This is a genomic window from Bradyrhizobium oligotrophicum, assembly GCF_051168495.1.
Lineage (GTDB): Bacteria > Pseudomonadota > Alphaproteobacteria > Rhizobiales > Xanthobacteraceae > Bradyrhizobium > Bradyrhizobium oligotrophicum_A.
Genome location: NZ_JBNPVB010000007.1, coordinates 53,666 through 80,204, shown reverse-complemented (window position 1 = coordinate 80,204; position 26,539 = coordinate 53,666). Strand labels below are relative to the sequence as shown.

27 protein-coding genes are annotated in these 26,539 nt (G+C 66.8%); 18 read left to right on the top strand and 9 right to left on the bottom strand.

Going from position 1 to position 26,539, the window contains the following annotated elements; translation table 11 throughout:
- Positions 1-151: 151 nt before the first annotated feature.
- Positions 152-2,659, top strand: a complete 2,508-nt coding sequence (locus ACQR1B_RS15565; protein ID WP_434832397.1) for a bifunctional diguanylate cyclase/phosphodiesterase — start codon at positions 152-154, stop codon at positions 2,657-2,659.
- Here ACQR1B_RS15565 and ACQR1B_RS15560 read toward each other — a convergent pair.
- A complete protein-coding gene (locus ACQR1B_RS15560) occupies positions 2,613-3,674 on the bottom strand; it encodes a helix-turn-helix domain-containing protein (protein WP_434832622.1) in 1,062 nt (353 codons plus the stop codon). The two genes, ACQR1B_RS15565 and ACQR1B_RS15560, sit on opposite strands and share 47 nt — an antisense overlap.
- 356 nt (positions 3,675-4,030) lie before the next feature.
- Positions 4,031-4,276 (bottom strand): Lrp/AsnC ligand binding domain-containing protein, encoded by a 246-nt coding sequence (locus ACQR1B_RS15555; protein WP_231320836.1) that lies wholly within the window; start codon positions 4,274-4,276, stop codon positions 4,031-4,033.
- A gap of 121 nt (positions 4,277-4,397) precedes the next feature.
- On the opposite strand from ACQR1B_RS15555, the gene thiD reads away from it, so the two are divergent.
- Together thiD and ACQR1B_RS15545 are read left to right on the top strand one after the other, a co-directional pair.
- A complete protein-coding gene (thiD, locus tag ACQR1B_RS15550; protein ID WP_434832396.1) occupies positions 4,398-5,198 on the top strand; it encodes a bifunctional hydroxymethylpyrimidine kinase/phosphomethylpyrimidine kinase in 801 nt (266 codons plus the stop codon).
- Between the two features lie 90 nt (positions 5,199-5,288).
- A complete protein-coding gene (locus tag ACQR1B_RS15545; protein WP_434832395.1) occupies positions 5,289-5,747 on the top strand; it encodes a nuclear transport factor 2 family protein in 459 nt (152 codons plus the stop codon).
- 31 nt (positions 5,748-5,778) lie between these two features.
- Here the strand turns inward: ACQR1B_RS15545 and ACQR1B_RS15540 are convergent, their stop codons facing one another.
- Positions 5,779-6,828 (bottom strand): AraC family transcriptional regulator, encoded by a 1,050-nt coding sequence (locus ACQR1B_RS15540; RefSeq protein WP_434832394.1) that lies wholly within the window; start codon positions 6,826-6,828, stop codon positions 5,779-5,781.
- Positions 6,829-6,972: 144 nt separating this feature from the next.
- On the opposite strand from ACQR1B_RS15540, the gene ACQR1B_RS15535 reads away from it, so the two are divergent.
- The 11 genes from ACQR1B_RS15535 to ACQR1B_RS15485 all read left to right on the top strand — a co-directional run bounded on the left by ACQR1B_RS15535 (position 6,973) and on the right by ACQR1B_RS15485 (position 17,692).
- Positions 6,973-7,797 (top strand): alpha/beta fold hydrolase, encoded by an 825-nt coding sequence (locus ACQR1B_RS15535; protein ID WP_434832393.1) that lies wholly within the window; start codon positions 6,973-6,975, stop codon positions 7,795-7,797.
- A 15-nt stretch (positions 7,798-7,812) separates the two neighbouring features.
- On the top strand, positions 7,813-8,316 hold the full coding sequence (locus ACQR1B_RS15530) for a hypothetical protein (protein ID WP_434832392.1): 504 nt from the start codon (positions 7,813-7,815) through the stop codon (positions 8,314-8,316).
- A 49-nt stretch (positions 8,317-8,365) separates the two neighbouring features.
- Positions 8,366-9,016, top strand: a complete 651-nt coding sequence (locus tag ACQR1B_RS15525) for a hydrolase (protein WP_434832391.1) — start codon at positions 8,366-8,368, stop codon at positions 9,014-9,016.
- 8 nt (positions 9,017-9,024) lie between these two features.
- The gene (locus ACQR1B_RS15520; protein WP_434832390.1) at positions 9,025-9,312 is read left to right on the top strand and encodes a XapX domain-containing protein; all 288 of its coding nucleotides are present in this window, start codon (positions 9,025-9,027) and stop codon (positions 9,310-9,312) included.
- Complete coding sequence (locus ACQR1B_RS15515; protein WP_434832389.1) at positions 9,309-11,186, top strand: amidohydrolase; 1,878 nt, start codon at positions 9,309-9,311, stop codon at positions 11,184-11,186. Before ACQR1B_RS15520 ends, ACQR1B_RS15515 begins: the two co-directional genes overlap by 4 nt.
- A 1-nt stretch (position 11,187) precedes the next feature.
- The gene (locus tag ACQR1B_RS15510) at positions 11,188-11,613 is read left to right on the top strand and encodes a DoxX family protein (RefSeq protein ID WP_434832388.1); all 426 of its coding nucleotides are present in this window, start codon (positions 11,188-11,190) and stop codon (positions 11,611-11,613) included.
- A gap of 25 nt (positions 11,614-11,638) precedes the next feature.
- A complete protein-coding gene (locus ACQR1B_RS15505) occupies positions 11,639-12,529 on the top strand; it encodes a glyoxalase (protein WP_434832387.1) in 891 nt (296 codons plus the stop codon).
- 14 nt (positions 12,530-12,543) lie between these two features.
- A complete protein-coding gene (locus ACQR1B_RS15500; RefSeq protein WP_434832386.1) occupies positions 12,544-13,962 on the top strand; it encodes an alginate export family protein in 1,419 nt (472 codons plus the stop codon).
- A 19-nt stretch (positions 13,963-13,981) separates the two neighbouring features.
- Positions 13,982-14,671: a YoaK family protein gene (locus ACQR1B_RS15495; protein WP_434832385.1), complete on the top strand. Its 690-nt coding sequence runs from the start codon at positions 13,982-13,984 to the stop codon at positions 14,669-14,671.
- 166 nt (positions 14,672-14,837) lie between these two features.
- Positions 14,838-16,106, top strand: a complete 1,269-nt coding sequence (locus ACQR1B_RS15490) for an HlyD family secretion protein (protein WP_434832384.1) — start codon at positions 14,838-14,840, stop codon at positions 16,104-16,106.
- Positions 16,103-17,692, top strand: a complete 1,590-nt coding sequence (locus ACQR1B_RS15485; RefSeq protein ID WP_434832383.1) for a DHA2 family efflux MFS transporter permease subunit — start codon at positions 16,103-16,105, stop codon at positions 17,690-17,692. The genes ACQR1B_RS15490 and ACQR1B_RS15485 overlap by 4 nt, the downstream gene beginning before the upstream one ends.
- Before the next feature lie 156 nt (positions 17,693-17,848).
- On the opposite strand, the gene ACQR1B_RS15480 is transcribed toward ACQR1B_RS15485, so the two are convergent.
- Positions 17,849-18,505: a TetR/AcrR family transcriptional regulator gene (locus tag ACQR1B_RS15480; protein ID WP_434832382.1), complete on the bottom strand. Its 657-nt coding sequence runs from the start codon at positions 18,503-18,505 to the stop codon at positions 17,849-17,851.
- Positions 18,506-18,690: 185 nt separating this feature from the next.
- On the opposite strand from ACQR1B_RS15480, the gene ACQR1B_RS15475 reads away from it, so the two are divergent.
- Entirely contained in the window at positions 18,691-19,119 is a 429-nt protein-coding gene (locus ACQR1B_RS15475) for a CHRD domain-containing protein (RefSeq protein WP_434832381.1), read from the top strand.
- Between the two features lie 30 nt (positions 19,120-19,149).
- Here the strand turns inward: ACQR1B_RS15475 and ACQR1B_RS15470 are convergent, their stop codons facing one another.
- From ACQR1B_RS15470 to ACQR1B_RS15455, 4 genes are all read right to left on the bottom strand, one after another.
- Complete coding sequence (locus ACQR1B_RS15470; RefSeq protein WP_434832380.1) at positions 19,150-20,724, bottom strand: EAL domain-containing protein; 1,575 nt, start codon at positions 20,722-20,724, stop codon at positions 19,150-19,152.
- Between the two features lie 167 nt (positions 20,725-20,891).
- Positions 20,892-22,079 carry an MFS transporter gene (locus ACQR1B_RS15465; protein ID WP_434832621.1) on the bottom strand — a complete coding sequence of 396 codons (1,188 nt, stop codon included), beginning with the start codon at positions 22,077-22,079 and terminating at the stop codon, positions 20,892-20,894.
- A 27-nt stretch (positions 22,080-22,106) separates the two neighbouring features.
- Positions 22,107-23,471, bottom strand: coding sequence for an NAD(P)-binding domain-containing protein (locus tag ACQR1B_RS15460; RefSeq protein WP_434832379.1), 1,365 nt, complete (start codon positions 23,469-23,471; stop codon positions 22,107-22,109).
- A gap of 48 nt (positions 23,472-23,519) precedes the next feature.
- Complete coding sequence (locus ACQR1B_RS15455; RefSeq protein ID WP_434832378.1) at positions 23,520-23,837, bottom strand: ArsR/SmtB family transcription factor; 318 nt, start codon at positions 23,835-23,837, stop codon at positions 23,520-23,522.
- Positions 23,838-23,990: 153 nt separating this feature from the next.
- Between ACQR1B_RS15455 and ACQR1B_RS15450 the strand changes: the two genes are divergently transcribed.
- The 3 genes from ACQR1B_RS15450 to arsB are packed head-to-tail and all read left to right on the top strand — an operon-like array spanning position 23,991 to position 25,906.
- Positions 23,991-24,353, top strand: a complete 363-nt coding sequence (locus ACQR1B_RS15450; RefSeq protein WP_434832377.1) for an ArsR/SmtB family transcription factor — start codon at positions 23,991-23,993, stop codon at positions 24,351-24,353.
- Positions 24,346-24,873, top strand: a complete 528-nt coding sequence (locus ACQR1B_RS15445) for an arsenate reductase ArsC (RefSeq protein ID WP_434832376.1) — start codon at positions 24,346-24,348, stop codon at positions 24,871-24,873. Before ACQR1B_RS15450 ends, ACQR1B_RS15445 begins: the two co-directional genes overlap by 8 nt.
- Before the next feature lie 4 nt (positions 24,874-24,877).
- A complete protein-coding gene (gene arsB, locus ACQR1B_RS15440) occupies positions 24,878-25,906 on the top strand; it encodes an ACR3 family arsenite efflux transporter (RefSeq protein ID WP_434832375.1) in 1,029 nt (342 codons plus the stop codon).
- Between the two features lie 34 nt (positions 25,907-25,940).
- Here arsB and ACQR1B_RS15435 read toward each other — a convergent pair whose 3' ends face one another.
- Positions 25,941-26,216 carry a hypothetical protein gene (locus ACQR1B_RS15435; RefSeq protein WP_434832374.1) on the bottom strand — a complete coding sequence of 92 codons (276 nt, stop codon included), beginning with the start codon at positions 26,214-26,216 and terminating at the stop codon, positions 25,941-25,943.
- Positions 26,217-26,539 lie beyond the last annotated feature (323 nt).

The window sequence follows — 26,539 nt, the reverse complement described above, 5'->3', positions numbered from 1 at the left end:
GATCGCGTTTTGGGCGGCCTTCAACAGTCAGCCGTTAACCAAGCCTCGGGTTCTGGTACTCCAGAACTGATGATCTTTGACCGTCCTTAACTTCGCCGGCCGACCATTGGCAGATCGTTTTTCGAGGGGCGGCCGTTTGGCGGGGGCCATATTGCAGGTTGAAGAGTACAGCGCACCGACGCTGCAGGGTAGTGATGGCGCTCGCAACGGTAGCGGGCGTGAGAGACTGCGTGCGTCGTTATCCAGATACCGTCTGTATCGTCCTGCGATTATTGCTGCATGCGTCGGCGTCGTCCTGTCGATCGCCGGTACGGTGGCCGTCGGACGCTGGGAAAACCAGTTGGCGCGCACCGATTTCGAGGGGCTGGCGGAAGCGCAGGCGATCCTGGTCCAGAACGGCGTCAACGAATATGTCAGCCGGCTGACCGCGCTGCGCACCCGCTTCGAGTCCGCCAACGACGACATCACCCGCAGCGAGTATCAGACCTTCAGCGCGCGCCTGTTCGAGGCGCATCGCGGCATGCTGCGTCTGGCCTGGCTGCCGCGGATCAAGCGCAAGGAGCGCGGTGAATACGAGGCCGCCGCGATCACCGACGGCGTTCCCGCCTTCCGCATCAAGTCGTATCCGGACGGCACGGTCGCCCCGGAGAGCGACGAGTACTATCCGGTGTACTTCTCCACCGAGGCGAAGACCTCGCCGGTCTACGGCCTCGACTATTGGAGCATCCCCGATCATCGCGCCGTGCTGGAGCAATCGCGCGACTACGACATGATCGGTGCGCTGCGCACGCGCCAGAACCTGATCAATCAGAATGAGCGCAACAACGCCGTCATGATCGGCATCCCGGTCTATGCCAAGGGAACGTCGCGCACGACGGTCGCCGATCGCCGCCGCAATCTCTCAGGCTTCATCGTCGGCGTGTTCGACCTGCCGATGCTGTTGCAGTCGGTGCGTGCGAACAATCCCAACAGTCCGGCGCTGCAGATCAATCTGCTCCCGCCGGAGCGCGTCATCAATGCGTCCGGCGTCGACCCGCAGCGCTGGCCGGCCGATCCGAACATCTGGTCGACCACCTTGCGCATCGGCGATGCCGACTGGGTGTTCCAGGCCGCGCCTGCCGGCGGCGGCCTGATGGCGAGCCATAACCGGGCGCTGGCGCTCTATGCGGCCGGTGTGGCCACGACCATCTTCCTCGCCGTGTATCTCGCGCTGTCGAGCCGCAATGCGCTGCAGCTGGCGTTGGCCAATCGCCGCGTGCTCGAACTTGCGCAGACCGACGCCCTGACCGGGCTTGCCAACCGCGCCTTCTTCCTGGAGGAGATGGAGCGCATCAACGACGACAAGAACGGCCGCTTCACCGTCTTCCTGCTCGACCTCGACCGCTTCAAGAACGTCAACGATTCACTCGGCCATGGCGCGGGCGACGATCTGCTGGTGCAGGTCGCGCAGCGGCTGCGCTCGCAACTGCGCGACGAGGACGTGCTGGCCCGGCTCGGCGGCGACGAGTTCGCCCTGATTCAGGCCGGCTTCGCCGATCAGCGCACAGCCGCGATCGAGCTCGCCCAGCGCATCACCCGGCTGATCGCCGAGCCGTTCGTGCTCAGCGGGCAACGGGTCGAGATCGGCACCAGCATCGGCATCTCGCTCGCGCCCCAGCACGGCCGCGACCAGGAGCATCTGCTGCGGAAGGCCGATCTCGCGCTCTATCGTTCGAAATCCGCCGGCCGCAGCTGCTACACGATGTATGACGACGCGATGTCGGCCGAGCTCGAGGCGCGCAACACGCTGGAGGGCGATCTGCGCGACGCCATCGCGCAGTGTCAGTTCGAGGTGCACTATCAGCCGTTCTACGATGCCGAGACGCGCGAACGCCGCGGCGTCGAGGCCCTGGTGCGCTGGCGTCATCCGCTCAAGGGACTGGTGCCGCCGGACAAGTTCATTCCGCTTGCGGAGTCGACCGGCCTGATCGTGCCGCTCGGCGAGTGGATCATCGGACGCGCCTGCGACGACGCGACCGGGTGGCCCGACGACATCAAGCTCGCGGTCAATCTGTCGCCCGTGCAGTTCAAGCAGGCGGAACTGTTCGACGTGATCCAGTCCGCGCTCGCGAGGTCCGGGCTCGATCCGAAACGGCTCGAGATCGAGATCACCGAGTCGGTGCTGCTGGAGCGTGCGGCCGAGAACGAGAGCTTCATCGACAGGCTGAAGGGGCTCGGCATTTCGCTGGCGCTCGACGATTTCGGGACCGGCTATTCGTCGCTGCGCTCGCTGACGGCATTTCCGTTCAACAAGATCAAGATCGACAAGTCCTTCGTCGCCAATCTGAGCGTGCGCGACGAGAGCGCCGCCGTGATCTCCTCGGTGGTGACGCTGGCGCGTGGGCTCGGCATCCAGATCACCGCCGAAGGCGTCGAGACCGAGGAGCAGCTCGTGCAGCTGCGCGCGCTCGGCGTCAACTTCGCGCAAGGCTATCTGCTCGGCCGTCCGATGCCGGTCGACCAGCTCGAGCAGCATCTGAAGATCGCGCAGGCCCCAGCCGAGGACGGTGAGCCGGCACCGGACGCCGAAGCGCCGGAGCCATCCGATCCGCACGAGGGCGCCGTGGTCGCGCTCATTCCCCGGTCCGGGGCGCTGCTATCCCTCGCATCCAACGGCTGAGCGGCGAGGCGGCTTCGCTGTCGGCGTCGGGCGGCCGCTGTGGCAGGCCCAGCATGGCTGCCTCGCGCGCGGCGCTCGGCGTAATGCCATAGGCGGTCTTGAACAGGCGCGTGAAATGCGCGTCGGTGCCGAGCTGCCAGCGCCGCGCCACCTCGCTGATGCGGACGTTGCGCGCCCCTCCGGCGAGATCGAAGAAGGCGCGGTGCAGGCGCCGGCTGCGGATGTAGTCGGCGATGCCGCCGATCGGCGCAAACAACCGATAGAGCGACGCGCGCGACAGCCCGAAATGCAGCGCCACGGCGTCGGCGCTGAGGTCGGCGCTCGCGAGCTGTGCTTCGATGTATTGCCGGATCCGGAGCAGCGAGACATCCGCCGTGACGCTGCGGTCGGCGTCGCGGCGTTCGAGCTCGCCGCGCAGACACGCTGATATCAGCGACACCGTGCCGTCCACCGCCGCCTGGCATTCGTCGACGCTCATGCGCGGTGCGTAGTCGAGCAGCGCGCCCAAATGCCGGGCCAGCAGCGGCGCCAGCGCACCGTGGCGGGGCAGCACGAGTCCATGCAGATCGCCGACCTGCAGCAGGCGGGCGTCGAACATCGGGCGCGGTACGACCATCGTGATGTTCTCGAACGCCGCCGCGCGCGTTTCGAGTGTCTGGGCGAGGTCGAGCACGCAGAGGTCGCCGGCTTCGACCCGGATCGGCGAGGCGCCGGCGATGCCCTCGTAGCCGCCCTTCACATAGAGCTGCAGGATGATGTGATCGATGCCGCTGCGCGCGATCGTCTCTGCCGATCGCCGGAAGCGTTGGCCGCTGGCGCGGGCCGATCCGAGGAGAACCGGGCCCAAGGCATAGGACAGGACGTCGGCTCTGAACGGAGCGGTTTCGCCGGCGGCGAGTTCGTCGACCTCGAAGAACGTCGACGTGGCCTCGCGCCAGGCTGCGATGTTGGTCTCGGTGTCCATCTGCTCGGCTGAAAAGCCATAGGTGGGCAGCAGGGACGAAACGGATTCGATCTCACTCTTCACCAGACGCCGCAGACTTTCTTGAGTTTTCGTCTCAACTTCTTGATCGACCGTCTCTGGCGGATCGCCCGGCTTGACCCGGTGCGTCGTGCACCGGTTATAGAACGCCTATCGCCAAGTTGCCGAAAAGGAAAGCTGGGCCGCTCGACAGTCCCCCCGATGCCCTCGCGGTCGAAGGGTTCGGTTTTCCGACTTGCCGAAACGATTGGGCTGGAGGGTCTCCGGCCGCTCATCGTCTTTCATGACCAAAGCATTCTTGTTCCGTTTTTCATGACCTCGGCGCCCGTTGGCAACGACGGGCGCCTTTTGCCGGCTGCCGCGCCAAGATCGTCTTGAGCGGCGCGCCGCTAGCTGGCGCCGAAGGCCTTGAAGGTGATGATGGTGTGGGTGTCCTGAATGCCGGGCAGCACTTGGACCTTCTCGTTGACGAAGTGGCCGATATCCGTGGCGTTGTCGACGTAGAACTTCACCAGAAGGTCGTAATTGCCGGCCGTGGAGTAGATCTCCGAGGCGATCTCGGCTTCTGCCAGCGCATTGGCCACCGTGTAGGACTGGCCGAGCTTGCACTTGATCTGGACGAAGAAGGGAACCATTGCGGGCTGTCTCCGGAAGGCGTCTTTCGCCTCAATATAGCGTTTTCCGGCGAAGTCGATACGCTTTCTCCGGTGACCCGGCCTGCTTGCCGGGCGCGGCCGGCCCGCGCTAGGAAGGGGAATGAGCACCCCCGTCGCACTCACGATCGCCGGCTCGGATTCCTCGGGCGGCGCCGGCATCCAGGCCGATCTGAAGACCTTCGCGGCGCTGTCCGTCTACGGCGCCTCGGTGCTGACGGCCTTGACCGCCCAGAACACGACTGGCGTGACCGGCGTGCATCTGGTGCCCCCGGACTTCGTTGCCGCGCAGATCGACGCCGTGTTCGACGACCTCGCGGTCGGTGCGGTCAAGATCGGCATGGTGGCGCAGGCCCCGATCGCGGAAGCCATCGCTGCAAGCCTGGCGCGCCGGCAGCCCATTCATGTGGTGCTCGATCCCGTGATGGTCGCGACCTCGGGCGCCCGGCTGCTGCCGGAGGATGCGATCGACGCCCTGCGTCGCCGGCTGATCCCGCTGGCGTCGCTGATCACGCCGAACCTGCCGGAAGCGGCTGCGCTGCTGGACGAGACGGTGGCGACCTCGGACGCGGCCATTGCGGAGCAGGGCCGCCGTCTGCTCGCGCTCGGCTGCCCGGCCGTGCTGATCAAGGGCGGCCACGGGCATGGCGCCGACAGCACCGACTACCTCGTCACGGCGGAGAGCAGCATCGCATTGGCGTCGCCGCGCGTCGCCACCAGGAACACCCATGGCACCGGCTGCTCGCTGTCGTCGGCCGTTGCGGCAGGGCTCGCGAAGGGCGAAGGCCTCGAGGCGGCCGTGCGCCACGCCAAGGCCTTCATCTCAGGCGCCATCGCGGCGGCCGATCGCTTCACCGTCGGCCACGGTCATGGTCCGGTGCACCATTTCTACCGCTATTATTGAGGCTGCCGCATGCGATGATCCGCATCATCGCAGTTGATCACGTTCCGGCGCGCAAACGGCGGCAGCGTTGCGCCGAGAGGAGACTGCAGGATGACGACACGTTTCGCTATGGCGCTGACTGCCGCCCTGGTTGCGACGATCGCGGCGCCTGCGCTGGCCCAGCGCGCCTATTCGCCACAGGAGGAGCGCAACAAGGCCATCGTGCTCGATTTCTACGAGCAGGGTCTCAATCGCAAGGATTTCGAGGCGGCGTCGAAATATCTCGGCACCTACATCCAGCACAATCCGAACGCCGAGGACGGCCCCGAAGGCTTCCGCAAGTTCATCGCGTTCCTGAAGACCAAGTTTCCGCAGTCGCACAGCGAGATCACGCAGGTCCACGTCGATGGCGATTTCGTCGTGCTGCGCGTTCGTGCCATCCGCGAGCCCGGCACCCGCGGCAACGCCATCGTCGACATCTTCCGTCTCAAGGACGGCAAGATCGAAGAGCATTGGGATTCGGTGCAGCCCATTCCGGAAACGTCGGCCAACACCAACGGGATGTTCTGAAGCGCGCCGTCAGACGCGCCGCCTGCGGGGGTCATGTTCCGCGCGCGAGCGCATCATCCCGGCGGTGTCCCTTGATGACGCGGCTGCGATATTCGCCGGGTGATTCACCGAACCAGCGGTTCGAGGCGCGGAAGAACGTGCTCTGATCGGCATAGCCGAGCAGATAGCCGATGTCGGTGAGCGTCATCCTGGCATCGGCGAGGTGCCGCTGGGCGAGCTCACGGCGGGTGTCCTCGACGAGGTCGCTGAAGGAGAGACCTTCGTCGGCCAACCGGCGCTGGAACGTGCGGTCGCTCAGCCCGAGCTCTGCCGCGATGGCCGAGCGCAGCGGGCTGCCGTCGGGCAGCAGCTTGGCGATCGCGGTTCGGGCGCGGTGAGCGGTGTCGGTCCTGACCAGCCGCTCCAGCGCCTCGCCGGCGATGCGATCGTGAATCGCGGCGAGCTCGGGCGCCGACGTCGTCAGCTTGCAGGCGAGATCCTGCTCCGACACCAGAAAGCCGTTGAACGGGGCATCGAATTCGAGCGGCGATTGGAAAGCATTGTTGTAGGCCGCGATCGAGATCGGCACCGGATGCGAGAAGCGCGCGGCCAGCGGGGTCAACCGACGATCCAGCATCCAGCGACAAAGATTGAGCAGATTGACGACGCCGTAATCGTAACGCTGCCGCGGTATCGGGCATTCGCCGCTGAAGACGTCGGTCCGCACCCAGCGGCCGCCATCGCCCTGCTCCAGGGTGATGATCACCGCGTCGCTCACCAGACACATGTAGCGCATGAGCCGCGTCAGGCCGGTCAGGAGATCGGGACTCGACATCATGGCGTAGCCGGCGACGCCATAATTGTCGGGGCGCGGCGCATCGACTTTTGCAAGACCGATGTCGGGATTGCCCGAGCGCTCGGCCGCCAGCACCCACAATTGGCTCAGCGCCTCGGTCGGCCAGCGGCGATCGCAATCGTCGAGATCCTCGATTCGCAGGTCGACGTCGGCGAACAGCGCGGCCACATCGAGGCCCTGCTCGGTCAGCGTGGTCGCGACCCCGCGCATCCAGGATGACGATGTGGTTCGAACTTGCGGAGCCATCCCCTTGGCCTTCTGGAGCCAGTGCTTTGGCGTCCTAGGATCATTGTGCAAGTGCACATGAGATTGCATAGCATCTGCCAGACGGGGCCGCGACACGAAATTCGTCGCAGCCGCCGGCGCGAGACGGGACGCAGGAGACAGATCATGGCCTTTCTGAAAACCAATGACGGCACAGAGATTTACTACAAGGATTGGGGATCCGGGCAGCCGATCGTGTTCAGCCACGGCTGGCCGCTGTCATCCGACGATTGGGATGCGCAGATGCTGTTCTTCCTCAATCGCGGCTTTCGCGTCATCGCCCATGACCGCCGCGGCCATGGCCGCTCGGCCCAAGTCGCCGATGGTCACGACATGGACCATTATGCCGACGATCTCGCGGCGCTCACGGCGCATCTCGACCTGACGAATGCCATCCATGTCGGCCATTCCACCGGCGGCGGAGAGGTGGTCCATTACCTTGCGCGCCACGGCGAGAGCAGGGCGGCCAAGGCCGCGATCATCGCCGCGGTGCCGCCCTTGATGGTGCAGACGGCCGCCAATCCCGGTGGCCTGCCGAAGGCGGTGTTCGACGACTTCCAGACCCAGGTCGCCACCCGCCGTTCGGAATTCTATCGCGACGTCGCGGCCGGGCCGTTCTACGGCTACAACAGGCCGGGCGCCAAGCCCTCGGAGGCCGTGATCCAGAACTGGTGGCGCCAGGGCATGATGGGCAGCGCCAAGGCGCATTACGACGGCGTCGTCGCGTTCTCGCAGACCGACTTCACCGAGGATCTCAAGAAGATCACGCTGCCGGTGCTGGTGATGCACAGCGAGGACGACCAGATCGTTCCTTACGCCGACTCGGCGCCGCTGTCGGCCAAGCTGCTGAAGAACGGCGTGCTGAAGACCTACAAGGGCTTTCCGCACGGCATGCCGACCACCGAGGCCGAGACCATCAACGCCGATCTCCTGTCTTTCATCAAGAGCTGATCAGAGGAGGGTCGCATGACCTGGGGACTTCCGACGACTTTGTTTCTGCAGATCCACGTGGCGCTGAGTCTGATCGGAATTGCGACAGGGCTCATCATGCTCGCCGGCATGTTGACAGGCCGCCATCTGGCGGTCTGGACGGCGCTGTTCCTGGTCACGACCTTCCTCACCGGCGTGACCGGCTTCCCGCTGCCGCCGTTCGGTCTCGATCCGCCGCGGATCATCGGCATCATCCTGCTCGCGCTGCTCGTTGCGGCGGCTGCCGCGCTCTATGTGTTCGCGCTGTCCGGATGGTGGCGGTCCGTCTATGTCGTCAGCGCGCTGCTCTCGCTGTATCTCAACGTCTTCGTCGCCGTCGTGCAGTCGTTCCAGAAGATCGGCGTGCTCAATGCGCTGGCGCCGACCCAGAGCGAACCGCCGTTCGCGATAGCACAGCTCGTCACGCTCGCGCTCTTCATCGGTCTCGGCGTGCTGGCGTGGCGCCGATTCGCACCGCGCGGCGCTTATCCGCTCACCTGATCCACCCATCCCGATCTACTCAATCGAATCGTTGTCCACGGAGATAATCTTGTCCAAGCTCGAAATGCTCACCCCTCAGAACAGCGCCATCGCCCTGATCGACTATCAGCCGGCGATGTATCAGGGCGTGCAGTCCCACGACCGTCTCGGCGTCTTCAACAACGTCCAGATTCTCGCCAAGGCCGCCAAGCTGTTCAAGATTCCGACCGTGCTGACGACGGTGGCAAAGGATTCCTTCTCCGGGCCCTTCATGCCGGAGATCACGGACCTGTTTCCGAACCACGACATCATCGACCGCACCTCGATGAACTCCTGGCTGGACGCGGGCTTCCGCAAGGCCGTCGCTGCCACGGGCCGCAAGAAGTTCGTGATCGCGGGCCTGTGGACCGAGGCCTGCGTGATGTTCCCGACGCTGGACATGCTGAAGGAAGGCTATGAGATCTACATCCCGGCCGATGCGTGCGGCGATCTGTCGGTGGAAGCGCATAACCGCTCGATGGAGCGGGCCATCCAGGCCGGCGCTGTGCCGATCACGTCGTGCCAATATGCGTTCGAGCTGCAGCAGGATTGGGCGCGCGCCGAGACCTATGACGGCATGATGGAGATCCTCAAAGCGCATTCGCCCTACGGCATCCAGGTCCGGTTCTCGAAATGGGCGCTTGGCGAGCACGCCTCCGAGGGCGGCGCCAAGGTAGCCTGAGGCGCGCGATGAAGATCTATCTGTTCTCACTCGGGGCAGGGCTGCTGGTCGGCGTGATCTACAGCCTGCTCCAGGTGCGCTCGCCGGCGCCGCCGCTGGTGGCGCTGGTCGGCCTGCTCGGCATCCTCGTCGGCGAGCAGGTGATTCCCGTGGGCAAGCAGCTTCTGACCGGCAGCAGCCTCGCTGCCGCGTGGCAGAAGGCGGCCTGCGCCACCCACATCTTCGGCATGCTGCCCGGCCGTCACGGCCGGGCGGAGACCACCACTCCTCCGGCGCACGGCGAGAAGGCCTCATGAGCGATCATCCCGATCTGATCCTGCATCGTGGCCTGTTCACGACGCTGGACCGATCCAATCCGACGGCGAGCGCGGTCGCGATCAAGGACGGTGTGTTCGCCGCGGTCGGCCGTGAGCACGAACTGATGCGGCTGGCCGGGCCGGCCACCAAGGTGATCGATCTCAAGGGCCGGCGCGTGCTGCCGGGCCTGATCGACAATCATCTGCACATCATCCGCGGCGGGCTCAATTTCAACATGGAGCTGCGCTGGGACGGTGTGCGCTCGCTCGCCGACGCGATGTCCATGCTGAAGGCGCAGGTCGCGATCACGCCGCCGCCGCAATGGGTGCGCGTGGTCGGCGGCTTCACCGAGCACCAGTTCGCCGAGAAGCGCCTGCCGACGATCGACGAGCTCAACGCCGTCGCGCCCGATACGCCGGTGTTCCTGCTGCATCTCTACGACCGCGCCATTCTCAACGGCGCCGCGTTGCGTGCCGTGGGCTACACCAAGGACACCCCGCAGCCGCCCGGCGGCGAGATCATCCGCGACCCCCACGGCAATCCGACGGGGCTCCTGCTCGCCAAGCCCAACGCCGCCATTCTTTACGCGACCTTGGCCAAGGGACCGAAGCTGCCGTTCGACTATCAGCTCAATTCGACGCGGCACTTCATGCGCGAGCTGAACCGGCTCGGCGTCACCGGTGCGATCGACGCCGGCGGCGGCTTCCAGAACTATCCTGACGACTATGCCGTGATCCAGAAGCTCGCCGATGACGGCCAGCTCACGATCCGTCTCGCCTACAATCTGTTCACACAGAAGCCGAAGGCGGAGAAGGAGGACTTCCTCAACTGGACGAAGACGTCGACCTACCAGCAAGGCACCGATTATTTCCGCCACAACGGCGCCGGCGAGATGCTGGTGTTCTCCGCCGCCGATTTCGAGGATTTCCGCGTGCCGCGCCCGGACATGGCGCCGGAGATGGAGGGCGAGCTCGAACAGGTCGTGCGCATTCTCGTGCAGAACAAATGGCCGTGGCGGCTGCACGCCACCTACGACGAAACCATCTCGCGTGCGCTCGACGTGTTCGAGACCGTCAACCAGGAGATGCCGCTCGACGGGCTGCACTGGTTCTTCGATCATGCCGAGACCATCTCGGACCAGTCGATCGATCGCATCGCGGCCCTCGGCGGCGGCATCGCCGTGCAGCACCGCATGGCCTATCAGGGCGAATATTTCGTTGAGCGCTACGGCTTTGGCGCGGCGGAGGCGACGCCGCCGGTGAAGAAGATCCTCGACAAGGGCGTCAAGGTCTCCGCCGGCACGGATGCGACGCGCGTGGCGTCCTACAATCCCTGGGTCTCGCTGTCGTGGCTCGTCACCGGCCGCACCGTCGGCGGTCTCAGGCTGACGCCGCAGCGCAACTGCCTCGATCGCGAGACCGCGCTGCGGATGTGGACCGAGAACGTCACCTGGTTCTCCAATGAAGAGGGCAAGAAGGGGCGCATCGCCGTCGGCCAGCTCGCCGACCTCATTGTGCCGGATCGCGACTACTTCTCCTGCGCCGAGGCCGAGATCGCGGACACCACGAGCGTGCTGACCATGGTCGGCGGTCGCATCGTCTATGCAGCCTCCGACTTCAAGCCGCTCGACGCGGCCGCGCCGCCGCCGGCGATGCCGGAATGGTCGCCGGTGCGCCGCTTCGGCGGCTATGGCGCCTGGGCGGCGACGGACGACAATGGCGCCGTCCGCGCGCAGGCGATGCAGATGTGCGGCTGCGCCAGTGCCTGCGGCGTCCATGGCCATGACCACGCCCGCGCCTGGTCGGGCAAGATCCCGGCGGCCGATCTCAAGAGCTTCTGGGGCGCGCTCGGCTGCGCCTGCTGGGCAGTCTGACATGGCGGCAACATCCGACACGCCACGGCCGATCGCGGGCGTTCTCGATTGGCCGTTGCTGTGGCCGTTGGCGCGGCTCGCGCTGGTCTCGGCCTATCTGATCGGCGGCGTCCAGAAGCTCACGGACTTTCCCTCCGCCATCGCCGAGCAGGCCCATTTCGGCCTGCAGCCGGCGTGGCTGTGGGCGGCCGCCGCGATCGCCGTCGAGCTGATCGGCTCGCTGCTGGTGATCGTGAACCGCCTGGTGTGGCTCGGCGCCGGCGCGCTCGGCGTGCTCACGTCGGTGGCGATGCTCACCGCCAACGACTTCTGGCACATGGACGGCCACGATCGCTTCATGGCCCTCAACGCCTTCTTCGAGCATCTCGGCCTGATTGCCGGGCTCGTGCTCGTGTCCATCCTGTCGATGCGCGCGCGCCGCGCGTGAATTGATCCATTCGTTCGAGGTTGTCATGCTCCGTCATCGTTGTCTTCTCGGCGCCGCGCTCGCGGCCACGCTGCTCGCCACGCCCGCCCTCGCCAAAGATCCCGCACCGCAGATCGGCGTCGCCGCGCAATACGACACCACCCATGTCTATGTCGCGCCCGATGACGTCGAGAAATTCGCGACCAGCTTCCTCGCCACCTTCGGCGGCCAGAGCACCAAGCAGGTCGTGGCGACGGTGACGCCGACGCCGAGCAGCACGACGTCGCAACTGCTGCAGACGCCGGTCGGCACCGTGTCGCTGTTCGGCTTCAAGACGGGAATTCCATATCCGTTCGGCGCCGAGCGCACCGGCTATCTCGTCACCGACCTGGACGCAGCGATCAAGGCGGCGAAGGCCGCGGGCGCCGACGTGGTGGTCGCGCCGTTTCCTGATCCGATCGGGCGCGACGCCGTGATCCAATGGCCGGGCGGCGTCAACATGCAGCTGTACTGGCACACCACCAAGCCGTCCTATGCCGCGTTCCAGACCGTTCCCGAAAACCGCGTCTATGTCTCGCCGGGTCGTGCGGACGCCTTCACGCGCGCCTTCCTGCGCTTTTCGAACGGCAAGGTGGTGTCCGACGACGCCAAGGCGCCGGGCGTCGAGATCGGTCGCTCCAGCGATCATTATCGGCGCATCCGCATCGAGTCTGCCTTCGGCAAAATGACGGTGTTTGTCACCGATGGGCATCTGCCGTATCCCTTCGGTCGCGAGATGACGGGTTACGAGGTTGCCGACCTCAAGGCCACCCTGGACAAGGCGAAGGGAACGGGCGCGACCGTGCTCGTCGAGCCGTTCACCTCGGACAGGCGCGAGCAGGCGGTGGTACAGTTTCCCGGCGGCTATGTCGCGGAGATCCATGCTGTCGTGAAGTAGGAGTTGATGGGCAGATGTTGGCGACGTCGCGGATGGCACGCGCTCTGACAACGACGACAGCCACTGCTGCGCTGCTGGCCGTGCTGTGCGCCACGTCGGCTCGCGCCGAGGACGCGGCCGCGCGTCCCGCGATCCGCAGCAACCGCTGGCAGGAGGACTGGTCCGCGCTGGCCAATCCGGCGCTGCGCACGGCGCTGTTCGATCCGATCAAGTACATCCCGCTGCAGCAGGGCGCGCCGCAGAGCTACGTCTCGTTCGGCATGACCCTGCGCGAGCGGTTCGAGAGCCTGGACGCGGCGGGCTTCGGCATCGGCGGGACCAAGCCCGACCAGCATCTGCTGCAGCGGCTGCAGATCCATGCCGACGCGCATCTCAATGAGAATTGGCAATTGTTCGTCCAGCTCGAGGACGACCGCGCCTTCGGCAAGGCCAGCGTCACATCCGTCGACCAGGACCCGCTCGATCTCCGGCTCGCCTTCCTGGCCTACGTCAATCCGACGGAGAAGGGGACCTTCAAGGCCCGTGTCGGCCGGCAGGATTTCGACTTCGACCTGCAGCGCTTCGTCTCCTCGCGTGACGGGCCGAACGTGCGGCAATCCTTCGATGCGCTGTGGGCAGACTGGGAGAGCGGCCCGTGGCGCTTCATCGGCTTCGTCAGCCAGCCGGTGCAATACAAACTGGTGCGTCCGTTCGACGACACGTCCAACGGCCAGTTCCAGTTTCACACTCTGCGTGTCGAGCGCCAGGTGCTCGGCACCAACGAGCTGTCGTCCTATTATTCCTACTATCAGCGCGACAATGCGCGCTTCCTCGACGCCGCCGGCAACGAGCAGCGCCACGTCCTCGACATCCGCTTCGCCGGCAAGCTCGCCGGCTTCGACTGGGATCTGGAAGCGATGGGGCAGGCGGGATCGGTGGGCGCGAAGCAGATCCGGGCCTGGGGCGCCGGCGCGCGCGCCGGCTACACGTTTGCCGATGTCGGCTGGCAGCCGCGCGTCGGCCTGCAGCTCGACGGCGCGTCCGGCGACCGCCATCCCGGCGACAGCCGGATCGAGACCTTCAATCCGCTGTTTCCGAACGGTTACTACTTCTCACTCGCCGGCTTCACCGGCTACACCAACCTGATCCATCTCAAACCGTCGCTGACGGTGAAGCCTGCCGCCGATCTCTCGGTCATGGCGGCGATCGGCCTGCAGTGGCGTGCGACCACGGCGGATGCGGTCTACGTCCAGCCCAACGTGGCGGTGGCCGGCACGGCCGGGCAGGGCAGTCCTTGGTCCGGAGTCTACGCGCAGCTGCGTGCGGACTATCGCTTCAACGCGAACCTCACCGGCGCAGTGGAGGCCGTGCACTACGAGATCGGTGATACGCTGCGTCGCGCCGGAGGGCACGACAGCGACTACATCGGCATCGAATTGAAATACGCGCTCTGAACAACGAAAGCGGGATTCCATGGCCTCCACCGATTCGCGCATCGTGCCGCTGCTGCTCAGCGTCAATGCCGGCTATGTCGACACCGCCGGCTTCCTGGCGCTTCAGGGCCTGTTCACGGCCCATGTCACCGGCAACTTCGTGACGCTCGGCGCCGCGCTGGCGCTCGGCACCTCCGGGGCGGTGGCCAAGCTGCTGGCGCTGCCGGTGTTCTGCGTCGTCGTGATCGCGACGCGGCTGGCCGGCACGCTGCTGTCGCGGCGATGGTCGCGGGCGTTCGAGATCCTGATCGTGGTCAAGCTGGCGCTGCTCGTGATCGGCGCCGCGCTCGCCATTCATTTCGGGCCGTTCCATCATGGCGACAGCCGCGAAGCGATCATCACCGGCATGGTGCTGGTCGCGGCGATGGCGATCCAGAATGGCGGGCACCGCATCTATCTGCCCAGTTCGCCGCCGTCGACGCTGATGACGGGAACGACCACCCAGGTGATGATCGACCTTGCCGACAGGATCTATGTCGGCGACAAGGGCCAGGCGCCGCCGTCCGCGCGCCTTGTCCAGATGTCTGTCAACGTGCTCGTGTTTGCGCTCGGCTGCGGCGCGGCCGCACTGCTGTTCGCCCGGCTGGGCAGCTGGTGCTTTGCCGTCCCGCCGATCATCGCCGCGCTGACGCTGGCAGTGCGCCTGGCCGGCCCGCAACCGGCGCGCTGAGTTCCCAGGCCATCGTTGCGAAGCTGATCCCGCTCGCAACCAGATGACAGAAATTTTAGGTCCGGCTCACAGAAAGTTTCGATCCTACGGCCCCCCTTCGGGCTTGCCTATGGCTGGGTCGCGACCCATTTTGAACGAAACAGTTTCGTTCTTCCAGGAGAGCCTCATGGCCGTTCAGACTTCCTCCATGACCGAAGCCGTGCCGGCGAACAGACCTGCCGACCAGACGATCCCGGCGCGCGAGCGCGCATTGAAGCAATGGCGCGGCGATGCTGCGACGGAACTTCGTCGCGAGGCCGCCCCTGACGTGCACGAGCCGGACCAGCCGGCGTCGCCAACCGAGAAAGGCGAGGCGGACGACCAGCCGCGCCGCGGCTTTCTGCGGCGCCATCCCTGGGGCGTGGCGCTCGGCGCCCTTGCCCTGCTCGCCGCGGGCGCCGGCGGCTATGTCTATCTCGATGCCGCCGGCCGCTACGAGACCACCGACGATGCCTTCATCGCCGCCCGCCAGTTCGCGATCGCACCCAAGGTCTCCGGCTACATCACGGCGGTGCCGGTCACCGACAACCAGCACGTCAAGGCCGGCGACGTGATCGCCAAGATCGACGACCGCGACTACAGGATCGCACTGGCGCAGGCCGCCGCGCAGGTGAGGTCGGCTGAGGCGGCGATCCGCAACATTGATGCCCAGATCCAGGTGCAGCAGGCGCAGATCACGGCCGGGCAGGCTCAGGTTGAGCAGGCGCAGGCGAGCCTTACCTTCGCAGAACAGCAGGCGCAGCGTTATCAGGACCTCGCCCGCACCGGCTCCGGCACGGTGCAGAGCGAGCAGCAATACAATTCGCAGCTCCGGCAGCAGACGGCGGCGCTGACCTCGGCGCAGGCCAATCTGCGGGTCGCGCAGCGGCAGCTGGAGTCGTTGAAGGCCCAGCGCGAGAGCGCTGCCGCCAATCTCGCCCAGACCGAGGCGCAGCGCGACCAGGCGCAGCTCAATCTGTCCTACACGACGGTGACCGCGGCGCAGCCCGGGCGCGTCGTCAATCTGAGCGCCGCCGACGGCCAGTTCGCCGCCCAGGGCACGGCGCTGACGATGTTCGTGCCCGACGACGTCTGGGTCACCGCCAATTTCAAGGAGACCCAGCTCGATCACATGCGTCCCGGCCAGCCCGTGACCCTGGACATCGATGCCTATCCCGAGCGCGAGATCCGCGGCCATGTCGCCAGCGTGCAGTCCGGTTCCGGGCCCGCGTTCTCGCTGCTGCCGCCGCAGAATGCGACCGGCAACTATGTCAAGATCGTGCAGCGCGTGCCGGTCAAGATCGAGATGGACGATCCGCCGGCCGACGTCGCACTCGGGCCGGGCATGTCGGTGGTGCCGAGCGTGCGCATCGATCCCAGGCCATCGCTCTACGAGCGGCTGAGGGCCGTGCTATGAGCGACGGCGCGACGCTGGCCGAGCCGCGGCCCGCCGCCAATCCGTGGCTGATCGCGGTGCTGGTCGCGCTCGCGACCTTCATGGAGGTGCTCGACACCACCATTGCCAACGTCGCGCTGCCCTATATCGCCGGCGGCATGGGGGTCAGCCAGGATGAATCATCCTGGGTGGTGACGACCTATCTCGTTTCCAATGCGATCAGCCTGACCGCATCGAGCTATCTGGCCAAGCGCCTCGGCCGCAAAACCTTCTTCCTGATATGCCTCGGCCTGTTCACCGCGAGTTCGGTGCTGTGCGGCTTCGCCTGGAACCTGGACTCGCTGTTGTTCTTCCGTATCCTGCAGGGCCTCGGCGGCGGCGGCATGGTGCCGGTCGCGCAATCAATTCTCGCGAGTTCGTTTCCGCCGGCCAAGCGCGGCCAGGCCTTCGCCCTGTTCGGCGTCGCCGTCGTCGTGGCGCCGGTGGTCGGGCCGACGCTCGGCGGCTATCTCTCCGACAATGCATCCTGGCACTGGTGCTTCCTGATCAATGGTCCGGTCGGCGTCGCCGCGATACTCCTGATCGCGCTGGTCCTGCAGGAGCCTGCGGCGGCGACTGCGGAGCTGCGCAAGCAGCAGCAGAGCCAGGGCTTCGACGTCATCGGCTTCGTGCTGGTGGCCACCTTTCTCGGCGCGCTCGAAATGATGCTCGACCGCGGCCTGGAGGATGACTGGTTCGATTCGCGCTTCATCATGGTCACCGCCGCGGTCTGCGCCGCCGCCTTCATCGCGATGATCCCGTGGGAGATGAGCCGGAAGAATCCGGCGGTCGACGTCCGCATGCTGGCCTCGCGCCAGTTCGGGGCGTGCTTCCTGGTGATGCTGGCGACCGGCGCGATCCTGCTCGGCACCACGCAGATGTTGCCGCAGATGGTGCAGCAGGATTTCGGCTATACCGCCACGTGGGCCGGGCTCGTGCTGTCGCCGGGCGGTCTCGTCACCATGGTCATGATGTTCGTGGTCGGGCGGCTGTCGGGCAGGGTGCAGCCGAAATACCTGATCATGACGGGAGCCACGGTCGTGGCGTTCGCGATGTATGACCTGACGCGGGTCTATGCCGATGTCGGCTTCTGGTTCTTCGCCGAGTCGCGCATGCTGATCGGCATAGGCCTGCCGCTGATCTTCCTGTCGATCACCACCGCGTCCTACGACGGCATTCCGCCGGAGAGGACCGATCAGGCCTCGGCGCTGATCAACGCCGCGCGCAACACCGGCGGCTCGATCGGGGTTTCGCTCGCTGCCAACGTGTTGTCGCATCGCGGGCAGTTCCACCAGAGCCGGCTGGTGGAGACCGCGATCCCGTCGAACCATGCCTATCAGGATACGCTGCACCAGATGACCAGCTATTTCAGCGCGCACGGCAGCTCACTGGCCCAGGCGCAGCAGCAGGCGGTGGCGTGGATCGGCCAGACCGTGCAACTGCAGTCGTCGCTGCTCGCCTATGTGGACGTCTATTGGGTCCTGATGCTGATCTCGCTGTCGGCGATCCCGCTGGCGCTGACCCTGCGCAAGGTCAAGCTCGGCGGCGGCCCATCGATGGCGCATTGAGGCAACGACGGGCTGTCCTCGAACGCGACGTCAATTCGAGGCGCGCGCTCGCCCGGCGCGACGGCCTTTGAGCACAGTCTGCATTGGGACGTCGTCCTGCAGGAAGAGAAAATCTTTCAGGAGCTGTGCAACGCGGGGGCCGCGCAGACGCAGGGGTCAGGTCGTTGCCGCCAGGAAGAAGTCGACGCGCTTCTCGACATGGGCCTGCGCTTCCTTCTTCAGCATCCGCATGTCCTCGCCGAGCAGGATCCTCATGAGGACGGCGAAGATCACGAGATCGAGGAAGATCCGCGCGCTGTCCTCGAGCCTGTCGGCGGCGAATGCGCCCTTGCCGAAAAGTCCCTCGGCGCGCGCCAGCTCGCCGATGACGTGCGCGACGTTCTCGGTGGCGCGCCTGCGCGCGGTGTCCTGGATCTCAAGCGTCAGTTCGGGAAAGCGCGGGCTTTCCGCAATCGCCGTCCGCATCAGGCCGATGGTTTCGTCCACGAAGGCGCGCTCGATCAAGGTGAGCCCGAGGCTGATCAGCTTGGCGCGGAACGTGCGGCCCTGCGGCGTGAGGTTCTCATATTGGGTGTTGCGCGCGGCGTGGCGGCCGATGACGGCGGCGAACAGCGCCGCCTTGCTGGGAAAGCGCGCATAGATCGTCGGCTTGCCGGCGCGCGCGGTCTGCGCGATCTCGTCGACGCTCGCGCCTTCGAAGCCGTGGGCGAGGAACACCGTCTTGGCGGCATCCAGGATTCGCTCCTCGACCTCGCCGGCCCGTTCGAGCGTGGGTCGCCCGACCTTGCCGCGCGCCGTTCTGGAAGCTGCCATCCGATTCGCCATTGCCTTCCGTCGAGCTGGTTGTGGTTCCCGTCTGTTTGGCACAGCGGCCGCGATTGTTCAATCGAGGTGGTCGCCGGGTTTCCGCGAGCGACCTAACTAACGCATGGTGCGGAATATCGGCTTGCCACCGGTGTCCTCAGACTCCAGACTGCACGAAACATCTGGGGGAAACCATGCGTCGCAACATCGCTCTGGGGCTGCTTGCCTTCGCCGCCTGGGCCGCGGCTTCGCCGTTCGCTCACGCCGAAACGGTCGTCTTGAAGTCCGAGCTCAAGGCCGCCAACGAAGTGCCGCCCAATGCCAGCGCGGCCGCGGGGGCGGCGGAAGCGAGCCTCGACACGGCGACCAGGACACTGACCTGGAAAATCACCTTCTCCGGCCTGAGCGGTCCGCCGATCGGCGCCCATTTCCATGGGCCCAGCGAGCCCGGCAAGAACGCCGGCATCGTGCTGCCGTTCAAGAGCCCCGAGCCGCCGATCACGGGCTCGTCGGTGCTGACGGACGCGCAGGCAGCCGATCTGCTCGCGGGCAAATGGTACGCCAACATCCACACCCAGGCCAATCCTGGCGGCGAGATCCGTGGGCAGATGACCAAGCAGTGAGGCGGGCGGCCCGGCGCGGTCGGGTGCGCCTCAGGCCGCCAGTTCCGGCTTGGCGATGGGCTGCGCGGCGCCGGAGGCGCGGCGGACGTCGAGGAACTGCTTGAAGCGGTCGAGCGAGAGCGGCGGGGCGACCAGATAGCCCTGGCCTTCCTCGACGCCGCAGGCGATCAGCGCATCGACCTGCTCCTGCTGCTCGATGCCCTCGGCGACCACGGACATGTCGAGTTCGCGCGCCAGCGCCACCAGCATCTGCACCACCACGACCGCGGACTGGTCGCGCGTGATGGCGTCGACGAAGAACTTGTCGATCTTCAGGATGCGCGCGCCGAGCCGCTGAATGGTGGACAGGCCGCTATGACCGATGCCGACATCGTCGAGCGCGATGCGGAAGCCGAACTCGCCGAGCTCCTTCACGACGTCGGTCGCCTTGTCGAGGTCGGCGAGCTCCTCGCGCTCGGTGACCTCGATCACGACCTGGCGGGTAGAGACCGACGACGACGCGACGACCTTGCGCAGGTCGTCGATGAAGCCGTCGCCGAGCAGATGGCGCGGCGTGATGTTGACCGACAGCTTGAACAGCTTGTCCTGCTTCATCGCAGGCTGCAGCTCGCGCAGCGCCGTGCCGAGGATCTGCCAGGTCAGCTTCTCGATCCGGCCGCTGCTCTCGGCGAGCGGGATGAAGCTCATCGGCGGCATCAGCCGGCCGTCGGGCTTTTCCCAGCGCGCCAGGATCTCGCAGCCGACGATGGTGCCGGTCCGCAGGCTGAAGGTCGGCTGCACATAGGGCTTGAACTCGTTGGCTGCGAGCGCGCGGTCGAGTTCGGCGACCGGATCGACCGGCCGGGCGAGATAGCTCGCCAGCAGCAGGCCGAATACGCCGCCGAGCAGACCGGCGGCGAGCATCGTCAGCAGATAGGCCGTCTCCTGGCGCGCGCTCAGGCTCTGCGGCCGGACATGGATCGTGGCCTGCAGCGGATAGCGGTCGGACACGGTCGCGAACGCGACGGTCTGCGTCGGCGCCTTCGAAGACGCGTCGGGATGATAGCCTGCCACTTCCGCGCCGTCGGGCAGGGTCAGGGTGACGTGGCTCTTGGCGCGCAGGCCGACCGGCATCACGTCGAGCAGATTGCCGTCGATGCGCAGGATGGCCGCCAGCGAGCGCTGCGCGTCGATGTCGCGCAGCACGCCGAAGGCGGCGCCGGTGAACTGCTCGACGCGGAACAGCCGTAGCTGGCCGTCGGCGGACTGGAACATCTCGTCCCGCCGCGCCCAGCCATTGTCGAATTCGAGCGTCTCGGAATAGGCCGAACACTTGACCGATCCCTCGCGGTCGACGGTGCGGATGTCCTTGACGATGGTGCCTTGATAGACGTGGAGGCGCAGCGCCTGCAGCGCGATGTCGCTGCAATCCATCGGGCCCTTGGCGATGAGACGGTGGAGGATCGCGCCGGCCGAGTCGATCGCGGCCTCGGAGCGCCGCAGCGCCACCTTGCTGAGCTCGCTGAGCTGACGCGCGGTCTGGTTGCCGATCAGGGCGGTGACGGCGAGATCGGCCCCGGCCAGGAACAGTCCGACGCAGGCGGCGACCGCGCCGACACGAAGCATGTGTTGTCGTTGCAATGCCATCGTGTCGTTGACGCCCCCGTGTCACTACGGGGTATCGTCAAGTCCAACCCTTCAACTTTCCGTATATGTGCACCGTCATGCCTTGCGGCATCGGACCGGAGAACCGCCGGCGCGGAAAGCTGGTTAAGGAAGTCCTACGAACGCCATCAGGCAGCCTTGTCGGGCGCGCCATCCGGCACCGCCGTCTCGGCGCGGCCGGCCGACAGCAGCATCAGCGCGCCGAGGGCCGAGAGGCTGAGGCTTGCCGACACGATCAGCACGCCGCGGCCGAGCCCATCGATCAGCAGGCCGAACAGCAGCGGCGCGAAAGCCTGGCAGATCCGCGACGGCGCCCCGATCAGGCCGAGCCGGTAGGCGTAGTTGGTGGGGCCGAAGATCGCGAGCGGCAAGGTGCCGCGGGCGATCGTGAGGATGCCGTTGCCGGAGCCGTGCAGCAGCGCAAAGGCCGCGGCCGCGCCGCCGCCGAACAGGCCGATCGTCAGCGCGCCGATCGGGTGAGTGATGCAGGCGAGCCGCGCCGAGGCGAGCGGATGGAAGCGGCTCAGGAAGCCGGCCTCGAACACGCGCGCGGCGACCTGGGCCGGTCCGATCATCATGCCCGCGAACAGCGCCTGCGCCGGCGTCGCGCCGAACGCCTGCATCAGCCGCGGCAGATGCACCGCCATCGCCGCGGTCACGGTCCAGGCGGCGGCCATCGCGAAGGCGATCAGTATCATGGGGCGGTCGAGCGGAATGTTCGGCTTGCCGGTCTGCGCCTCGCCGGCCGCCATCTGTGTTGCGCGCGGCAGCGACAGGTTCAGCGGCAGGCCGATGACGAGATGCGCGATCGCCCAGGCAAAACACGTCTCGCGCCAGCCGATCGTCGCAAGCCCCCATGTGCTCAGCGGCCAGCCGACGGTCGAGGCGAAGCCCGCGAGCAGAGTGATGCCGGTGATCGCGCCGCGCGCATCACGGCCGTAGATACGCCCGAGCGTGCCGAACGCGGCGTCGTAGAGGCCGAGGCCCATGCCGACGCCGAGCCACAGCCACGCGATCGCCATCACCCACAGCGAATGCGACAGGCCGAGCAGCGCGAGCCCGATCGCGAGCACGATGTTGGAGGCGCACAGCACCTGCCGGCCGCCGACGCGGTCGATCTGCCGGCCGATGCGCGGGCCGAGCAGGCCGGAGATGATCAGCGAGGCGGAGAAGGCGGCGAAGAACCAGTTGTCGGAGAGGCCGAGGTCCCGCGCGATCGGATCGGCGAGGATCGCCGGCAGATAGTAGCTCGATCCCCACGCCAGGGTCTGGGCGGTGCCGAGAGCGATGACCACGCCCAGCCGTCGTGCCTGCATTCCCATCAACCTCTCATTGGCTCGGCGTCACGCGCAGCCGCAGCCGGTACGCCCCGCAGCCTTGGCTTTGGCGTCGTCGGCGCAGCAACTGTCTACGCCGGACGGCGCCGGTCCGCCACAGCAGCCGGACAGGGCTGCAATGCTCTCCGGCCCGCCGCGGGTGCAGACGCCGGTCTCGGGCAGCTTCAACTCGACGCGTGCGGCCGCCGTCTTGTCGCCGGCGATGTCGGCGGTGATCGAGCGCACCTGCTCGTAGCCGGTCATCATCAGGAAGGTCGGTGCGCGGCCGTAGCTCTTCATGCCCGCGAGATACAGCCCGGGCTCGTCGGCCTGCGCCAGCTCGCGCGCGCCGTGCGGCCGCACGGTGCCGCAGGAATGTTCGTTCGGATCGATCAAGGGTGCGAGCGCCACCGGCGCTTCGATCGCCGGATCGAGCTGCACGCGCAACTCCGACAGCAGCGACAAGTCGGGCCGGAAGCCGGTGGCGACGATCAGTTCGTCGGCGCTGATGCGGCGGCCGCCGGCCGCGATGATCGAAAGCCGGCCAGCGTCGTCGGCGATCTGCGCAACGTAAAATCCGGTCTCGACCCGGATGCGTCCCGAGCGCACCAGCGCGGCGAAGGCCATGCCGAGCTCACCGCGTGCCGCGAGCTGGTCGGCGCTGCCGCCGCCGAACGCCTTGGCCGGATCGTCGCTGCGCAGCAGCCAGATCGCCTGCGTGCCCGGCGCGTCCTCCGCAAGGGCCGCGAGGTCGATCAGCGTGCCGATTGCCGAATGACCGGCGCCGAGCACCGCGACGGTCTTGCCGGCGTAGCGGCTGCGCTGCGCGCCGCGCACGTCCGGCATCCCATGGGCGATGCGCGCGCGCTGTTCGTGTTCGCCGAGCGCGGGCAGGCCGTTGCCGCCGGCCGGATTGGGCGAGAACCAGGTGCCGGAGACGTCGATCACGGCGTCGGCCTGCAGTGCTGCGTCGCCCTTGCCGTTGGAGGTGCGAATCTCGAACGGCGCGTCGGCACGGCCCTTCGACTTGGCCTTGTCGTACCCGACACGGCTGATCGCGGTGACGCGGTGCGAGGTCCTGACGACGTCGCGCAGCGCGGTGCGGGTCGCGAGCGGTGCGAGATAGTTGTCGATCAGCTCGCGCCCGGTCGGATAGACCTCCGGGTCGGGCGAATTCCAGCCAGTCGTGGCGAGCAGCCGCGCCGCCGCGGTGTCGATGTTGTATCGCCACGGCGAGAACAGCTGCACGTGCTGCCACTGCCGCATTGCATGGGCGGCTTCCGGGCCGGCTTCCAGCACGATCGGCGCGAGGCCGCGCTCCAGCGCATGCGCCGCGGCGGCGAGCCCGACCGGGCCGGCGCCGATGATCGCGACCGTCTTGGCTCCGTTCATCGTCAGTCCTCCCATATTTCTAGAATGATCGAATTATATGACAAATGATCACGCCGCAGATTTCGCCGCGCCGCAGCCGCGCTCCTCGGCACAGCATTCCGAGACGAGAAAGCCGACCAGGGAGCGCATGACGTCGTATTCGGCGTGGCACACCAGCGTGGTGCCGTCGCGCCGTTGCGAGATCAGGCCGACCGCCACCAGCGTCTTGACGTGGTGCGACAGCGTCGATGCCGGGATCTTCAGCCGCTCCTGCAGCCGCCCGACCGGCATTCCGGCATGGCCGGCGCGCACCAGCGCGCGGTAGATTTTCAGGCGCGTGGTGTTGCCGAGGGCTTCGAGGCGGGCGGCGATGTCGTCGAGCTTCATGAGCCGAGGATGCGGCAGGCGAGGCCGGCGAGTCAAACGATATTTCTAGAATGTTCGAAATATTGGGCGACCTCTGGTCATGGCGCCGTGGCGATCATGGTGCCGCCGCCTCCGGCCTTGACGCACGCTCAATATATCGATAATTCTGGATATATGGAAAACGAAAACGCCGTCCTCACGCTGGCCGCGCTGGCGCAGCCGACGCGGCTGCAGGCCTTCCGCACCCTGGTGCAGCACGAGCCCGAGGGCCTGCCCGCGGGCGAGCTCGCCCGCCTGCTCGAGGTGCCACAGAACACGCTGTCGGCGCATCTTTCCGTGCTCGCGCGCGCCGGCCTCGTGAGCTCGGTCAGGCACAGCCGCTCGATCGTCTACCGCGCCGATCTCGCACGCTTCCAGACGCTCGCGCTGTTCCTGCTGCAGGACTGCTGCGGCGGACGGCCGGAGGTCTGCGCGCCGGTCATCGCAAGCCTCACGCCGTGTTGTCCCCCCAAGCGCAAGGAAAAGAGCCGTGCCTGATCTGATCTACAACGTGCTGTTTCTCTGCACCGGAAATTCCGCCCGCTCGGTCCTCGCCGAGTCGATCCTGCGCAAGGACGGCGCCGGCCGCTTCCGCGCCTTCTCGGCCGGCAGCACGCCGAAGGGCGCGGTGCATCCCTTGGCACTCGAACTGCTCGCGCGCATGGACTACCCGACCGACGATCTGCGCTCGAAGAGCTGGACCGAGTTCGCAGCTGGCGGCGCGCCCGCGATGGATTTCGTCTTCACGGTCTGCGACAACGCGGCCGGCGAAGCCTGCCCGGTCTGGCCGGGACAGCCGATGACCGCGCATTGGGGCATCGAGGATCCCGCGGCCGTCGAAGGCACCGAACTGGAGAAGCTGGCGGCGTTCACGACCGCCTTCCGTTTTCTGAAGAACCGGGTCGGCGCCTTCATCAACCTGCCGCTCGACAGCATCGATCGCCTCTCGCTCGGCACCCGGCTGCGCGAGATCGGGACAGGCGAGGGCGCCACGTCCTTCCGCTCCGACGTCGCGTGATCCGATGACGACTTTCGAGCGCTATCTGACGGTCTGGGTCCTACTCTGCATCGTCGCAGGAATCGGCCTCGGCCATCTGATCCCCGGCTTTTTCGCCGTCGTGGCCGCAGCCGAACTCGCCCGTGTCAACCTGCCGGTCGCCGCCCTGATCTGGCTGATGATCATTCCGATGCTGCTGAAGATCGACTTCGCCGCGCTCGGCGGCGTCAGGGCGCATTGGCGCGGCATCGGCGTCACCCTGCTGGTGAACTGGGCCATCAAGCCGTTCTCGATGGCGCTGCTCGGCAGCATCTTCATCGGCCATGTGTTCGCGCCGCTGCTGCCGGCGGGGCAGCTGTCGTCCTACATCGCCGGCCTGATCCTGCTGGCGGCGGCGCCGTGCACGGCGATGGTGTTCGTGTGGTCCAACCTCTGCGAGGGCGAGCCGCACTACACGCTGAGCCAGGTCGCGCTCAACGACGTCATCATGGTGTTTCTGTTCGCGCCGCTGGTCGGCCTGCTGCTCGGCGTCGCCTCGATCTCGGTGCCCTGGACCACGCTGCTGCTGTCGGTCGTGCTCTACATCGTGGTGCCCGTCATCATCTCGCAACTGTGGCGCCGCGCTTTGCTGCGGACAAAGGGCGGCGCCTTCGAGCAGACCTTGCGCGTGCTGCAGCCGGCCTCGCTCGTGGCGCTGCTGGCGACGCTGGTGCTGCTGTTCGGCTTCCAGGGCGAGCAGATCCTGACGCAGCCGGTCGTGATCGCGATCCTGGCCGTGCCGATCCTGATCCAGGTCTATCTGAACGCGGGCATCGCCTATTGGCTCAGCCGCCGGCTCGGCGTGGCCTGGTGCGTGGCCGCTCCCGCGGCCCTGATCGGCGCCAGCAATTTCTTCGAACTGGCGGTCGCCGCCGCGATCAGCCTGTTCGGGCTCGACTCGGGAGCGGCGCTGGCGACCGTCGTCGGTGTTCTCGTCGAGGTCCCCGTGATGCTGTCGGTGGTGCGCATCGTCAAGGCGACGCGGGGCTGGTACGAGGCCGGGCTGGCGGCCTAGCGCGTCGCAACGGCAGGGACGGCCGTGGATGCCGTTACCGCTTCGGCTCGTCCTGGTCGTCGTCGTCGCCTTCGCGCTCCCTGCGGGAGGGCTCGTAGCTCAGCGTCCGGCCTTCGGCCTGTCCTTTGATCTGTCCTTGGACCTGTCCTTGGGCCTGTTCGTCCAGCGCCGCCAGAAGCGCCAGATGCGTTGCGGTGCCGTCCTGCACGCGGGTCAGCGGCACCAGCTTCGGCTCCTGGCCGGTCAGCGCCGCAAAGACAATTCCACCGAGCCCCGCCAGCACGACGGCCAACGTCAGCGTCTTACGCATGCCACTTCTCCGAACTCGAACGCGCCCGCTGATCCCCGATGGGAGTGTGTCGCAACTGCGCTGACGGCAAGCTGTCGCGCCGAGTCAGCGAATTGTCAGCTTGTCTCGGGCAGGATGCCGGGCAAGTGCGAGCCTCCACCCCGCGCACCGTCCTGAGCGCAATTCCGACATCGGAAATTCATACTAAAAGCCACGCGGCCTCCCTAGCATTTGCGAACGCTCCGCAGCCGACATCGGCCTGCGAGGGCGCAACCGCACGGGGATGCGAGCTTTGAAAATCACGGCGTCAGGTCCAGGAAAGATCATGCATTTGCCTCAAATGG